A 14495-nucleotide genomic window follows, 5' to 3' on the forward strand; every position below is an offset into this window, starting at 1 on the left:
AAACCTCATATTGCAGCGAACGCGGATGTTACTACTTGGGGAGGATGCGCTATGCAGTACGGCGAGGGGGCGGAATTGGTTCGCAGGCGACAGCATTGGCTAGTCGTCGTCTGGCTGACGGTTGCTATCAGTGGTTCAACCGCTTGGGCGGAAGAGGGGGACCGCGAACTTCTGGAAGCCATCGACGTGGCCCTGCGGACCCAGGCTCACGAAATCAAAACGGCCCGGGTCGTTTGCAAGTATCTTAACGGCGGGGCGCGCGCTGCGATTTCCGGCCCGAAAGTAGACGCAGCCATTGTGAAGCTTCGTCAGGCCTTGGCAGGGGAAGACGAGGCAGCACAACGGGAACGGTTTAAGGAAATCGTCTCAGAGCTAATCGGTACCCAACCGTGGAGCGAATTGGTGCTGGTGCAGCAAGGCGAATCGATCCGGAATCAGCGGAAGTTGGCCAGCAGCGGCTACGTGCGAGATGTGGCAACGCATGACGATCATCGCACCTACTACTGGGAGGACAACGGAAGAAAGCAGGCCGAGATCGAATCTACCGAGCAGCGTGCCCAACGTTCTATCCGTTCGGTTGGGCTTCTGCGGGTGAACCTGGGGGAGCTAGATGACACTTGGAAGGTCATACCTTCCGCTTCGCCCGGCACGGTGAAAATTGGGCGGACGGAAAACTACCCGTTCTTTGTGTCGTTCGACGAGCGCTCGAAAGTGATGACCCAGGGGATATTTGGGATACCGACGACGACCTACATGGTATGGGGCGGCCTAACGACCTACCCCGGCGACATCGTGATGCCAACGTGTGGTTTCGATATCACGGTGCTCGACGATAAGGTCAAAACGTTTGAAGCATTCGTCGTCGAGAAAGCCGAATACAACGTCGAGCTGACCGAAGACCAAGTGCGTTTGCAAGTTGCAAAGGGAACTCGGGTAATCGATCGTCGCGATCCCCAGAACCAGCGCCATTTCCTTGCCCCGCGTGCAGGCGATGCCGTAACCCTGGCCGATGAACATGCTGCCGACCTCGAAAAACGGAAATGAGCACCAGCCAAACGGGCACGTAGGCCAGCCGCCGAGACAGCCTGACCTACGCAGCGGTCAACCAACACAGTGTCCCGGCACGGTCATTTTTGTGAACAGATGGGGTGATGCTACCGCGCTGGCGGGATAGTCTGCGATTCGTTTTTGGAATTCTGGGTTAAGAAACGCGTTGCGAAAGCTCTCAACGTTTTCCCAAATCGCGTAGTTGACAAATGTTGGGCTGCCACCGATTCCCTTGTGCATTTGCGTTGAGATGTATCCCGGTTGCTCCCGCATAAAGTCAGCATCATGCTTCCACGCCTCGATCAATGCCTCTTCATCGGCAGCATCGACCGTAAATACGTTTATCAGCACTACCGGACCATCGACGGTCGCTTGCAATTGTTGGGCAAGAGAAGTGCTTTCGTTGAGTTCTTTGAATTCTGGCACCTGTTTTCCTTTACGGTCAGGGGATTTGTTTTGCTGCTTTACCGAGAGTAAAATGACAGCATGCTGTCGATGTTGAATTGTTTCGCATTGACAACATGCTGTCAAGATTCAAAAGGGAAAGATGTATGAAGAAAAATGGCGAGCGGTTTACCGAGTTGGTGCTTGAGGTATTCAAACTCAACGGATTGCTGTTGGCTGAGGGGGATCGCATTGCCGGAGAATACGAGCTGTCCAGCGCACGTTGGAAGGTGCTTGGTTCAGTGGCGATCAGTGGACGCCCGATGACGGTCGCCCAAATCGGACGGCATATGGGGCAGGCCAGGCAAAGCGTTCAGCGTATCGCCAACGAGATGGCGGAAAGCGGTTATTTCACTTGGGAGGATAACCCCAGCGATAAACGGGCGATGCTGTTAAAGCTGACCGCCAAGGGGAAGCGAGTCTACAAGCAGCTTGAAGCGGAGCAAGCACAATGGGCAAACGAAGCCGCAAGCGGATTGCCCCCAGACGAGCTTGATTCCGCACTCAAAGTTTTGCGCCGTCTGAGCGATCAATTTGGCACATGACGCGAACGTTCAACCGGCAGCCACTGGGGATCATGCATTACAATATGCCAGACTTCGCCGCTCGGCCTGCTGATAAACTGCCTAGCTGGATAGACCACAGCGAGTAGACGAACCCGGTGGCATTTCTCATCCGTCGAATCGTGGTCACTTGCAGGCAGCTATTTTGAACAAGCCCGATAATTCGGATGCGTTTGAGCTTCTTTTTGGCTGAGGGGGTGTTGCGGTTTAGCTGCGATTCCCAGTCCCGCTGGTCGGTTGATCTCAAAACGACTCTCCTCCTAGCCTCTCTTCTCTAATCCCCAAACGGTGTCCAGAAGGCGAAGACCAAGCAAGCCGCGACCATGAAAAATTGGGCCGCGATGCAGGTCCAGTAGAGTGGCGGATTGTTCTCGCGCGTGACCTTGAACCAGGCCCACCAGGGGAAGATGCTGACGGTGTCGGTGCGATGTCGCTGAATGTCTCTGATGGTCGCGAGCAAGATGAACGTTCCCCCGACCAGCCAAAAAAGTACATACATTCGTCGATTTCCCCTGTGGTACGAAGAGCGACGCGATCGCTGGAGCGACGTGAACAGCGTATGGTTTTCGTCTGACGGGCAACGAAAAGTCGCTAAGCAGAATCGCAGCCGCCGAAGGATGCCCCACAACCCTATATGCTAGCGAGTCTGCCAGAGGTTGCCTAATAGAAAGACTGGCGTTACGACCATGGAAAGTCCCCACAGGACGCCGCTTACGCTATCATGGGGGCTTCTCGATTCACCATCTAAAAGAGGGAGTTAACATGACTTTGCATTCGAAGAAGTCCGCACGGGAGATTGTGGACGACGACGTTTACGCCTCGAAAGATCTGCGGCGGGGACTTCCTAAATCGCAGTTTCCGCAGCAAGAACGCGACCCGTCTCACGTTTATTCGGCGATTCATGACGAGTTGATGCTCGATGGGAACTCGCGGCAAAACCTGGCCACGTTCTGCCAGACGTGGGTCGAAGACGAGATTCATCAGTTGATGGACGAATGTCTCGACAAGAACATGATCGACAAGGACGAGTACCCGCAGACTGCTGAGATCGAGGCCCGCTGCGTACGGATGCTGGCCGATTTGTGGAATTCTCCGGCAAACGCCAATTCGGTCGGCTGCTCGACGACCGGTTCCAGCGAAGCGGCCATGCTGGGTGGCATGGGGATGAAACGTCGCTGGGAAGCGAAACGGAAAAAGGCAGGCAAATCGATCGACAAGCCGAATCTGATTACCGGGCCGGTGCAAATCTGCTGGCACAAGTTTGCCCGCTATTGGGATATCGAACTGCGTGAGATCCCGCTGGAAGGTGACCGGCTGATCATGACGCCAGAGGAAGTGCTGAAGCGATGCGACGAGAACACGATTGGCGTGGTGCCCACGTTGGGCGTGACGTTCACCTGCCAGTACGAACCGGTGCAAGCGGTGGCCGAAGCCCTCGACAAGTACGAAAAAGAAACCGGCATCGACATTCCGATTCATGTCGACGGAGCGAGTGGTGGTTTTCTGGCGCCGTTTTGTGCCCCCGAGATCGTGTGGGACTTTCGCTTGCCGCGGGTCAAATCGATCAATGCCTCTGGCCATAAGTTCGGGCTTTCCCCGTTGGGCGTCGGCTGGGTGATTTGGCGGGACGAAGCCGATTTGCCGGAAGACTTGGTCTTTTGGGTCAACTACTTGGGAGGCAACATGCGCGACATCGCATTGAACTTCTCGCGCCCTGGCGGCCAAGTGGTGTGCCAGTATTACAACTTCCTGCGGCTGGGCAAGGAAGGCTACAAGAAGATCCATTCGGCCTGTTACGAAACGGCCCATTACTTGGCCGAAGAGATCGCCAAGCTGGGACCGTTCGAGATCATCTATGGCGGCGAGATGGATGGCGGCATTCCGGCGCTGTGCTGGAAAGTCAAAGAAGGGGTGAACCTCGGCTTCTCGCTGTACGACTACGCCGACCGCCTCCGCGCTCGCGGCTGGCAAGTTCCCGCTTACAGCCTACCGGCGAACCGCCAAGACCTGGTGGTGCAGCGTATTTTGGTCCGCCACGGCGTCAGCCGCGACTTGGGCTTGCTGCTGCTCGGAGATATGAAGCGCGCCTTAGAGCACTTCGAATCGCACCCGGTTCAGAAGAGCTTGACCGAGGATGAAGCTTCAGGCTTTCATCATTAAAGGGTGTGAGTTTGAAGTGTTCCGTGTTCCGTGAAGCGTTGCCGGTAGACACCCCAAACAGGCTTCCGACCCCATCCTGTTCCCTCGCCCCTTCGGGCAGAGGGCCAGGGTGAGGGGAGGCAGCACGCCATGGTGACCATCGGTAACTCCAACGCTGAAAACGAGCGCAGCTCCCTTTTTTTCTTCGCGAATAAGTGATTCTTTGAAGAATTTTGCTGGTTAATTGCCCTATTTTACTTGTTTCATATACACGCACGATGCCGGCTTGTAAGCTAGGTTAATCCGTAGAGCCGCTCTTTTTCTTGCTGAGCGATCCGTGTGCTGTGAAAGTAAGCTATATGAAACAATTGATTTTATCGTTCGCATTGGTATTGGTAGCGTCTCCCGTATTCGCTCAGGGTTATCCTCCGCCATACTATCCCCCCTACGGCGCGTATACCAATACGGCTACTGCGGCCCAAGGGGCTTTGCAAGGGATGGCCGATGTGGCGAGTGCCGCTGGCTCGTACAACGAGCAGACATCGGAGGCCGATATCAATGAGGCCAAGGCCACGAGCCTGAACATCGCCAATGACCAGCAGTACGCGAACACCTACTATCAAATGCGTGCTCAGCACGATGCGTACGAAGCCAAGCAGCACCCAGCCCCGACCGAAGAACAAGTGGTTCAAATGGCGCGCGCTGGTATCCCGAAGTCACTTTCAGCCAATAGCTATAACCCGGTGACTGCCAAACTCGCTTGGCCTGATTTGTTGCAATACCCAGAGTTCGCCAAAGACCGTACCGAGATCGAGACGCTGCTGAAAAAGCAGGCGAGCCATGGTTCGCTTGGGGGTCAAGATTCCCAGCAATTCACGTCGACCATTGATGACATGTTGGTGATCCTGAAACGGGGAATTAAAAAGGTTCCGCCGCAACAGTTCATGCAATCCTACAACTTCTTGAACAGCCTCCTTTATTCGACTTGCAAGACCGAACTCCCCTAACGCTGGTTGAGTTGCCCAGGTCGACTACTGAAATAAGAGAAGCCCGTTGGCGGCGTCGTGCGTTCTTCAAGATCGCTCGCATTTTGTCCTCGGCCCTGTCTGAAGAACGGGCGACCGAGGCAGAGAATCAACCGCCTGCTAAGCTTCCGCTATCCCATACCATTCCCGAAGGAATACGTCTCGTGAATCGCACACCATTTATTTTTGCTTTCTCGCTTTTGGTAGCGGTAAGTTGTTTGGTCCCCGTTCAAGCAGCCACGCTAGAGCAATCGATTCAGGCCCTGGGTGCTTCTGAAGATGCTACCCGCGTTGCTGCTATGAATCACTTGGGCAGCCTTGGATCGGAAGCCGCCCCTGCGGTCGATCAACTGGTGGGATTGTTGAAAGACAAATCCCCTGAAATTCGTGCGCACGCTGCCCATGCGTTGGGGCAAATCGGCGTGAGTAATGACGAGACCTTGGAAGGCCTTGTCGAGTTGACCGGCTCGAACGAACCCATGGTTCGCCGCGAAGCCGTCTCGGCCTTGTTTGCTTTGCATCCGAGCCACCAAAAGTTGCTCCCGATCTTCACCAAGATGCTGGGCGATAGCGATCCGGCCGTTCGCTTGCGTTTGATGAATGCGATTACCGAGAGCGGCAAGGCTGCCGTGCCTGGTTTGATTTCGGCACTGCAAAACGAAAAGTCTGCCCTCTGGGCTTGTTTGATCTTGCGTCAGTTGGGGCCTGAGGCCGCCGACGCCGCCCCTGCCCTGGCCAAGCTGGTGGCCGACGGGAAAGGTATCGTTCGCCGTGAAGCTTTGCTCGCGCTGGCTTCGATGCCCAAAGCGGCGAGCGCCTATCAGGAATCGATCGCTACCTGCTTAGAAGACAGCACGTTGGTTGTTCCGGCAACGTATGCCTTAGGGCGTATCGGCAACATGCCTAACGATGTCGAAGCAAAGGTGAAAGCGAATGTCGAAAGCAAAGACCCGATGGTTGCCACGATGAGCGCCTGGGCTTTGGCGTTCACTCATCCTGATGACGAAGCCCTCAAGAAGGACGCCATCCATCGCCTGGCAACCGGCATTGGTTCGAGCAATCCCATCGTTCGCGCGATGTCGTCGCAAGGGTTGATCTCGCTGCAGGCCGAGCCAGAGACCTTGAAGGCGGAACTGCAAGATCCGCTGAACGAAGCCGGCGAGCCGGTCGTAAGCAATGCCGTTGGTTTGCTTTCGACCATGGGCCCCGCCGCCATCGACTATCTGCTGCAAGCGTTGAAATACCCGAGCACCCGCTACGACGCCATCGTGATCATCGGCAACCTGGGCGAAAAAGGGGAGCCAGCTACCGATGCATTGATCGAGTTGATCGACGACGACAACCCCCGCATTGCCAACGAAGCGATTGTTTCGCTTGGTAAGATTGGCCCGGCGGCGAAATCCGCAACGACACGTCTGACCAAGTCGCTTCAAGAAGGTCAGGGCGTTATCGCTCACAATTCGGCCATGGCTCTGGGACGCATTGGTCCTGCTGCTGCGGCGGCCAAGTCGACCTTGCTGAGTGTTATGAAGTCTGAGAGCGACCCTGCCCTGCAGTTGACGTGTGCCTGGGCTCTGCTACAGATCGACCCTGATTCAGAAACCACCAAGCAAGCCGTGCTACCGGTACTGAACGCTGCCAAGGCGTCGAAAAATCAGGTCATGCAAAAGGCCGCCACAGAAATGCTCGGCAGCCTCAACGGGGCGAAATAGCACTCGAAAGCAAACAGAGTAAGAACCGTGGGAGGGAAATGGCTCACGTAGGTTTGACGCCGCCAGCGATCAAATCTACCGGGACCATTTCCCTCCCCTTTTTGTTGTTGTGTCTTGGTGGAGGCGAATCGGGGAATGGTCCCCTGGTTGTCTTGCCCAGCCAGATACCGACAATCGAGTGGTATGCAGCAAGATAGACCAGTCGATCAGGACGAGTGTTTCCAGGCGGACGGTGTTGGTCCGTTTGTTTCGCATCGACAGGTGCGTTTGGCCGATGGTAGCGTGGGGGATTGGCTTTCGCGGCACCATCGCAAACGGTTGGTGCTGCGCAAGGTGCAAGGTGCGGTTCATTTCGTGCAGTTGTGTCTGGCCCAACTGTGGCAGCCGGGGCAACTCAACTGGTGGATTGGCGTGACCTTCGCGATTGGGGCTTCGCTGTTCATCCTAGGAAGCGTGCTAAACCTTTCGCCAGAGTTGGCTGCTGCCTTTTCGCTTTCGCCCAACGAAGTGAATGCAGTCTACTTTCTCGGTTCGATCCCCTTCACCACGGCGGCTTACCTGCAACTGTTTCAAGCCGCCAATGCCGACCCTGCCCCAGGCGAAGCGACCAACGATCGGCGTGGCTGGCAAGTGTTCGGTTGGAAGCCCCACGACATCGGCTGGCTAAGCTGTGCGCTGCAGTTTCCTGGGACGGTGCTGTTTAACTTCAACACATTCGACGGCTTGATCCCGTCGCTTTCCTGGTGGCAAAGCGAGCTGGCGGTGTGGTTGCCGAACTTTGTCGGCTCGGTGTTGTTCTTGGCTTCTGGCTACTTGGCCTTTATCGAAGTCACGCACCGTTGGTGGGCGTGGCGACCGAACGATCTTTCGTGGTGGGTGGTGCTGGCCAACTTGGCTGGCTGCATCGGTTTTATGATCTCGGCCCTGTTCGCCGTGGTGCTGCCTGGTGGCGAGATCGACTGGATGGCGACGGTAGCGACCGCGTTCACCCTGCAAGGGGCAATTGGTTTTTGGATCGGCTCGCTTTTGATGCTGCCAGAAGCGGCGGAGTAAAACAGAGTCGGCCCTTTGCGAGGGCAGAAGAAATTTAGTCAACCAGTCTGGTCGAAGAATTGCCTGCTCGGTCTCGTTTGCCTGGGCAGACAACCTTCTTCAACGAACGCTGCACGATCTCCCAGAGCCCCACAGGGGCGCCAGAGAATAGCCCAGGGCGTCAGCCCTGGGTAAGTGTTAGCCAATACCACGCCAGCCCCAACGGGGCGACACAACCTTTGCTGGCAGGTCCTCTGCCGCCCCTGTGGGGCTCTCTCTTCGTGGGGCCAACACTCCCAGGGCTGACGCCCTGGGCTATTCTCTGTCGCCCCGTTGGGGCTGGCGTTGGTGGGACTTGTGTTGTTGCTTAGCGGGTTGGTGGGGTTAGGTAATTTGTTGGGGGAAGATTATACCTGCGTGCCCCCAGATGTTGGGTGGGGGCTGGCGGTGCCCTGGCACAAGATATTGTGTTGCTCTGGTGAAGCTAGAGAGGGTGGCTGGATGAAATCTTCCACTTTTTTTCAGCGGGCGGGTCGGTTGGTGTCTCGCAGGCACAATATCTGGTGCTATCACGTGACCGATTCTGCTAAGTGTCGTAGTTTGAGGGACTTGTGGTGACTATTTAGGCCGTTGTTGGCAGCCTGCTTACTAGGTCTTGGGCATGCATTGCTAGCGAGGCAGGTGTGGAAAGAGTTGTCGGATGTTGACCTTACTTGTTGACTGACAACGTCTTACGGCATGTGAAGATAATGTGGTTGACGTTATCTGCTACCACGATATATTGGGCTCCCGTCGTCAAGAATGACTTAATTCGCCCCCAACATCTGGCGATAAATCATTTTCGACGGCCCAGGATATTGTGCCTTGGGGATCCAGTGATACAATATCTTGTAGTGGTGCACTCAAGGCAGTAAGACCCCGGGTGGTTAAACTGGGTGGGTGGCAAATGCCTCTCCTTGTGAGGGGATCGGAAGTCAGGAGTCTCAAGTTCTCGTCTAGAACAAGTCATGGACGACCAAGCAAAACCGCACGGGATTGCTTGCGCTTGATGCTGCCAAATTCGAAACGTTGTCATCCACAAGGTGTGGTTCATACAAGGTTTGTTTCTTCGCGGAACGTAAGGCGACGGCAATGGAATCGAAAAACAGCGCAGCCGGCATGAAACCGGCCAGCAACGAGCAACCTGTAGGAGACGATGTCATGACGACAGTGACGACCCAGGTATCTTTGGACGTCCGCAAACGGGATGGCCGGATCACTTCCTTCGAGCCGGCCCGCGTAGAGCAAGCGATCGAGCGAGCTTTCCGCGCCGAAATCGGTATCCCCGATCTTCAGCCGATCGAATTGGCTTTGAAGCAGCAGATCTCCGAGATCACGACGAACGTGGTCAACCAGATCGAGAATCGCCCGTTCAGCCGCGATGGCGTGGATGTGGAAACGATTCAGGACGCCGTCGAAATTCAGTTGATGCGGCATGGTCACTTCTCAGTGGCTCGTCGTTACATCCTGTATCGCGAGCAGCATGCCAAGTTGCGTGCTTTGCGTGCGGCGGAAGGGACCGGCGCGCTAGACGCTCCGCGGATCTTCGTGAAGCAGGAAGATGGCGAGAAGCAACTGTTCGACGCGACTCGCATGCGTCGTCGGATTTACTCGGCCGTGCGTGGCCTAGAGCAAAACTGCTCGGCAGAAGAACTGGTCGAAGAGACCTACCGCACGTTGTACGACGGCATCACGCCGCAGGAAATCTACCGCGCCATGATCTTGGCTTCCCGCAGCCGGATCGAACGCGACCCCGATTACGACACCGTCGCTGCCCGCTTGATGTTGATGGTGATCTACAACGAAGCCCTGGGACACATTCACCCCAGCGACGACTTGTCCGAAGTTTGCCAGCGGAAGTTTGAAGATTACATCGAAGTCGGGATCGAAGCGAAGCGTCTTTCCGAGAAGCTGCGTGAGTACGATCTGACGAAGATCGCCGCTGCCCTGCGTCCGGAACGAGACGCCGCGTTCCCTTACCTGGGTCTGCAAACGATTTACGACCGGTACCTGCTGCACGTTGAAGGTCGCCGCATCGAAACGCCGCAATACTTCTGGATGCGGGTTGCGATGGGCTTGGCCTGGAACGAAGACGACAAAGAAGCACGGGCGATCGAGTTCTACAACATTTTGTCGACCTTCCGCTTCACCTCGGCCACACCTACGCTGTTCAACGCCGGCACGCTGCACCCGCAGCTCAGCTCGTGCTACCTCGGCACGGTGATGGACGACCTGGAGCACATCTTCAAGGTGGTTGGCGACAACGCGATGCTCAGCAAGTGGGCTGGCGGTTTGGGCAACGACTGGTCGAACATTCGGGCCACCAACGCCCACATCAAGGGGACCAACGGCCAAAGCCAGGGCGTGATTCCGTTCCTGAAGGTGGTCAACGATACCGCAATCGCCGTCAACCAAGGTGGCAAGCGTAAGGGTGCGGTTTGCTCGTATCTCGAATCGTGGCACTTGGACATCGAAGAATTCCTCGACCTGCGAAAGAACACCGGGGACGATCGCCGTCGTACGCACGACATGCACACGGCCAACTGGATTCCCGACTTGTTCATGAAGCGAGTTCGCGAGAACGGCCAGTGGACACTGTTCAGCCCAGACGAAGTGCCTGACCTGCACGATCTGTACGGCAAGAAGTTCCAAGAACGTTACGAGTACTACGAGCAGCAAGCCGACGAAGGCAAGATTCGCTTGTTCCGCCGGATCAATGCCGTGGAACTATGGCGGAAGATGCTGACTCGCTTGTTCGAGACCGGCCACCCTTGGATCACCTGGAAAGATCCATCGAACGTTCGTTCCCCTCAAGATCACGTCGGCGTGGTGCACAGCAGCAACCTGTGTACAGAAATTCTGCTGAACACCTCGAAGGATGAAACGGCCGTTTGTAACCTGGGCAGCATCAATATGGTCGCCCACGTGAAAGATGGTCAGCTCGACCACGAGAAGCTGCGAGAAACGGTGACCACCGCGGTTCGTATGCTCGATAACGTGATCGACATCAACTACTACCCGACGGTCGAAGCAGGCAACTCGAACCGCAAGCATCGTCCGGTGGGCTTGGGCCTGATGGGCTTCCAAGACGCCCTGTATGCCTTGGGCGTTGGTTATGCCAGCGAAGAGGCGGTTGTGTTTGCCGACCAGAGTATGGAAGCGATTTCGTACTACGCTCTGCTCGCTTCCAGCCAACTGGCTGCCGAACGGGGCACCTACGAGACCTACCAAGGCTCGAAGTGGGATCGTGGCATTCTGCCGATCGATTCGCTGGAAATCTTGGAGCAAGAACGTGGCGTGGCGATCGATATCGACCGCAGCCAGACGATGGATTGGCAAGTGGTGCGTGACGCGATCGCCCAGCACGGCATGCGTAACAGCAACGTGATGGCCATCGCTCCGACGGCGACCATTTCCACCATCATTGGTGTCGCCCAGTCGATTGAACCGGCCTACAAAAACCTGTTCGTGAAGAGCAACCTTTCCGGCGAGTTCCCGCAGATCAACCGCCGCCTGGTGCACGATCTGAAGGAACTGGGCTTGTGGGATTCCGACATGATCGAATCGCTGAAGTACTACGACGGCGGTTTGCTCGAAATCGATCGTGTCCCTGACGACATCAAGCTGAAGTACCTCACCGCGTTTGAAGTCGCCCCGCAGTGGCTGATCGAATGTGCGGCCCGCCGCCAGAAGTGGTTGGACATGGGGCAGTCGCTCAACTTGTACATGGCCGAGCCAAGTGGCAAGAAGCTGCACGAGATGTACTTCCTGGCCTGGAACAAAGGTTTGAAGACAACCTACTACCTGCGAACGCTGAGTGCGACCCAGGTCGAAAAGTCGACGGTCGACGTTAACCGGTTCGGGATTCAGCCTCGCTGGATGAAGAACCAAAGTGCCTCGGCCAACATCAAGGTCGATCGCGAGAAAGCCATCCCGGCGGACTTGGATCAACTTCCGGAACAACAACCGGAAGCCAAGGTCTGCAACTTGGACGGCGATTGCGAATCGTGCCAATAAGCGTCTTCGGTTGTGCCTGACCCATCATGCACGGTTAGGCCCCTGAGCCACAGCGCGTCGGCCGCCAGACCCAACGGCCGGCGCGATTGCATGACGCAATTTTCCTGAACCATTTTTCCTCTCGGAGAAACACGATGTCTACTCCAAGCCTTGGCTTTAATACGGAATTGACCGGAACCAAGCGTGTTCGGGCCAGCGAAAAGCGACTGATCAATGCCCATCAGGTCGACGTCAACCAGTTGATGCCGCTGAAGTATCACTGGGCGTGGGAACACTACCTCAACGGTTGTGCCAACCACTGGATGCCGACCGAAGTTCCGATGACCAAGGACATCGAAACTTGGCGCAGCGACAAGCTGACCGAAGACGAACGCAAGGTCATCATGCGGAACTTGGGTTTCTTCTCGACGGCCGAAAGCCTGGTCGGTAACAACCTGGTTCTGGCGATCTTCAAGCACGTGACCAACGCCGAGGCACGCCAATACCTCTTACGTCAGGCCTTTGAAGAAGCGATCCACTCGCACACCTTCTTGTACGTCGTGGAAAGCCTCGGCTTGAACGAAGGGGAAGTCTTCAACATGTACCACGAGGTCCCGGCGATCACGCAGAAGGACGAGTTCGAGATGAACTTGACCCGCGAAGTGCTCGACCCCGACTTCCGCACCGACTCGTACGAAGGAATTCAAACGTTCCTGAAGAACCTGATCGGTTACTACATCATCATGGAAGGTATTTTCTTCTATACCGGTTTCGTGATGGTGTTGTCGTTCCATCGCCGCAACCTGATGACCGGCATCGGCGAGCAGTTCCAGTACATCTTGCGAGATGAAACGGTTCACCTGAACTTCGGTATCGACCTGATCAACGGCATCAAGGAAGAAAACCCCGAAGTCTGGACCGAAGAATTCCAGCAATCGATCGTCGACCTGATCAAAGAAGCGGTTGAACTGGAAATCAACTACGCCAGCGACTGCCTACCCAACGGCATCCTGGGCCTCAACCGCGAACTATTCCGCGACTACGTCCACCACATCGCCGACCGCCGCCTGGAACGCATCGGCCTGGCCAAACAGTTCAACCAACCGAACAACCCGTTCCCTTGGATGAGCGAAACAATGGACCTGGCCAAAGAAAAGAACTTCTTCGAAACCCGCGTCACCGAATACCAAAGCTCCAGCGGTCTCAGCTGGGACTAACCGGCAGCTTTTGCCAAGTCATGGATTGTGTCTCGTGACGGACCACAAAGGCCGTCTGTCCTGCAAAGGACGGACGGTCTTTTTTTGTGCGTGCGGCTTTTTCATGGGTACAAATTCAATCCACCGCTCGGGTGCCCCGGGCATCTTGCCCGGGTGGTCCTGCTAACCGGGTACCCACTTCGCACGGGCAAGATGCCCGGGGCACACAGATTTAGCCAAGCCCCCTAGCGTGCGTCTCGACGCACCAAGCCGGGTGCCATGCTCACGTCCGCGTGAGCATGCGGCAGTGGAAATGGTTGTGCTGTTTGATAGACGTGCGAACAATGGGGAGAAGTACCCCAGGGGTGGCCTGGTGATGGCATGCTTGCGAAGGCGTGAACCTGGCAACCAGCGCAGACGAACCGGCGGCCAAAATGAACCCCCGTGTTGTTGATACGATAAAAACAGGTAAATACGCTCCGCTGAATGATCCGCTAACCGGACGCGGAAATCTCTGGGGCTGGCCCCTACCGACGCAACTCTAAAATCCTAATAGCCATCGCTAAAATTGGAACGGAACACCAGGAAAATGCAGAATGATTGATCCTCAAAAAGTTCGATTGGCCTACTACGAATCGGGCGATGGGCCACGCATCATGTTATTTGGGCCAAGCCAGGTGGAATTGCAAGCACTTCAGGATTGTTTTTCAAGGCTAAGCAAAGATGAGAACTCAATTGACTTGCACGAGCAGCCCTTCGTGCATATAGCAGGTGATATACAATTACGACTTCAATCAGTAGGTTCAGCGTTTGGAAAGAAGAACCCCTGCACACTGCCCGGCTTGCGACGGAACCCTGAACACAGTAATTCTTTCATATGGACACGGACGGGCGAAGGCTGGGATTACCTTGCTGAGTTGATAGACAGTTCCGTTAGGGCAGTGACACCTGGCCACCAATATTTGACAAGCTATCCTAGCGAGGACGCAATTGTGGTTGTTTCAAAGGGAGAATACGGAGACGAAGTTCTAGATCGTTGAAGCGTTGTTGCCCGGAAATTAGCCACGCCGGGTGGTCCTGCTAACCGGGTACCCACTTCGCACGGGCAAGATGCCCGGGGCACACAGATTTAGCCAAGCCCCCTAGCGTGCGTCTCGACGCACCAAGTCCTGCTAGTTGACGATGGGCTTGCTTTGCGTGGGAACGAAAATAGGTGGCGGGCGGTTGCGTTGCCACGCGGTGACAAGGGATAATCGCTTGAGCAAATTCTGGTGCGTCGAGGCGCACCCTACGGGACTTGAA

General features: G+C 55.8%; 11 protein-coding genes. 9 read left to right on the plus strand and 2 right to left on the minus strand.

The window, feature by feature from the left end:
* Window positions 1-51 precede the first annotated feature (51 nt).
* The gene (locus DTL42_RS17120; protein WP_114370178.1) at window positions 52-1044 is read left to right on the plus strand and encodes a hypothetical protein; all 993 of its coding nucleotides are present in this window, start codon (window positions 52-54) and stop codon (window positions 1042-1044) included.
* 57 nt (window positions 1045-1101) lie between these two features.
* On the opposite strand, the gene DTL42_RS17125 is transcribed toward DTL42_RS17120, so the two are convergent.
* On the minus strand, window positions 1102-1473 hold the full coding sequence (locus DTL42_RS17125) for an antibiotic biosynthesis monooxygenase family protein (RefSeq protein ID WP_114370180.1): 372 nt from the start codon (window positions 1471-1473) through the stop codon (window positions 1102-1104).
* 125 nt (window positions 1474-1598) lie between these two features.
* Here DTL42_RS17125 and DTL42_RS17130 point away from each other — a divergent pair, with 125 nt between their 5' ends.
* On the plus strand, window positions 1599-2036 hold the full coding sequence (locus tag DTL42_RS17130) for a MarR family winged helix-turn-helix transcriptional regulator (protein WP_114370182.1): 438 nt from the start codon (window positions 1599-1601) through the stop codon (window positions 2034-2036).
* A gap of 292 nt (window positions 2037-2328) precedes the next feature.
* Here DTL42_RS17130 and DTL42_RS17135 read toward each other — a convergent pair whose 3' ends face one another.
* Window positions 2329-2553 (minus strand): hypothetical protein, encoded by a 225-nt coding sequence (locus DTL42_RS17135; protein WP_114370184.1) that lies wholly within the window; start codon window positions 2551-2553, stop codon window positions 2329-2331.
* Window positions 2554-2816: 263 nt separating this feature from the next.
* Between DTL42_RS17135 and DTL42_RS17140 the strand changes: the two genes are divergently transcribed.
* The 7 genes from DTL42_RS17140 (at window position 2817) to DTL42_RS17170 (ending at window position 14233) form a co-directional block, all read left to right on the plus strand.
* On the plus strand, window positions 2817-4214 hold the full coding sequence (locus DTL42_RS17140) for a glutamate decarboxylase (protein WP_114370186.1): 1398 nt from the start codon (window positions 2817-2819) through the stop codon (window positions 4212-4214).
* A gap of 338 nt (window positions 4215-4552) precedes the next feature.
* Window positions 4553-5200, plus strand: coding sequence for a hypothetical protein (locus DTL42_RS17145; RefSeq protein WP_114370188.1), 648 nt, complete (start codon window positions 4553-4555; stop codon window positions 5198-5200).
* Window positions 5201-5382: 182 nt separating this feature from the next.
* Complete coding sequence (locus DTL42_RS17150) at window positions 5383-6930, plus strand: HEAT repeat domain-containing protein (protein ID WP_147274319.1); 1548 nt, start codon at window positions 5383-5385, stop codon at window positions 6928-6930.
* A 183-nt stretch (window positions 6931-7113) separates the two neighbouring features.
* Window positions 7114-7983: a hypothetical protein gene (locus DTL42_RS17155; protein ID WP_114370192.1), complete on the plus strand. Its 870-nt coding sequence runs from the start codon at window positions 7114-7116 to the stop codon at window positions 7981-7983.
* A 1110-nt stretch (window positions 7984-9093) separates the two neighbouring features.
* On the plus strand, window positions 9094-12018 hold the full coding sequence (locus DTL42_RS17160) for a ribonucleoside-diphosphate reductase subunit alpha (protein ID WP_114370194.1): 2925 nt from the start codon (window positions 9094-9096) through the stop codon (window positions 12016-12018).
* 134 nt (window positions 12019-12152) lie between these two features.
* Window positions 12153-13214, plus strand: coding sequence for a ribonucleotide-diphosphate reductase subunit beta (locus tag DTL42_RS17165; RefSeq protein WP_114370196.1), 1062 nt, complete (start codon window positions 12153-12155; stop codon window positions 13212-13214).
* Window positions 13215-13789: 575 nt separating this feature from the next.
* On the plus strand, window positions 13790-14233 hold the full coding sequence (locus tag DTL42_RS17170; RefSeq protein WP_114370198.1) for a hypothetical protein: 444 nt from the start codon (window positions 13790-13792) through the stop codon (window positions 14231-14233).
* Window positions 14234-14495: the final 262 nt, after the last annotated feature.

It is taken from the genome of Bremerella cremea, assembly GCF_003335505.1.
GTDB classification, from domain to species: Bacteria; Planctomycetota; Planctomycetia; order Pirellulales; family Pirellulaceae; genus Bremerella; species Bremerella cremea_A.

Coding starts and splice junctions, on each gene's coding strand:
- DTL42_RS17170 (WP_114370198.1), top strand. CDS start 13,790: ATGATTGATCCTCAAAAAGTTCGATTGGCCTACTACGAATCGGGCGAT.
- DTL42_RS17120 (WP_114370178.1), top strand. CDS start 52: ATGCAGTACGGCGAGGGGGCGGAATTGGTTCGCAGGCGACAGCATTGG.
- DTL42_RS17130 (WP_114370182.1), top strand. CDS start 1,599: ATGAAGAAAAATGGCGAGCGGTTTACCGAGTTGGTGCTTGAGGTATTC.
- DTL42_RS17160 (WP_114370194.1), top strand. CDS start 9,094: ATGGAATCGAAAAACAGCGCAGCCGGCATGAAACCGGCCAGCAACGAG.
- DTL42_RS17145 (WP_114370188.1), top strand. CDS start 4,553: ATGAAACAATTGATTTTATCGTTCGCATTGGTATTGGTAGCGTCTCCC.
- DTL42_RS17135 (WP_114370184.1), bottom strand. CDS start 2,553: ATGTATGTACTTTTTTGGCTGGTCGGGGGAACGTTCATCTTGCTCGCG.
- DTL42_RS17140 (WP_114370186.1), top strand. CDS start 2,817: ATGACTTTGCATTCGAAGAAGTCCGCACGGGAGATTGTGGACGACGAC.
- DTL42_RS17165 (WP_114370196.1), top strand. CDS start 12,153: ATGTCTACTCCAAGCCTTGGCTTTAATACGGAATTGACCGGAACCAAG.
- DTL42_RS17155 (WP_114370192.1), top strand. CDS start 7,114: ATGCAGCAAGATAGACCAGTCGATCAGGACGAGTGTTTCCAGGCGGAC.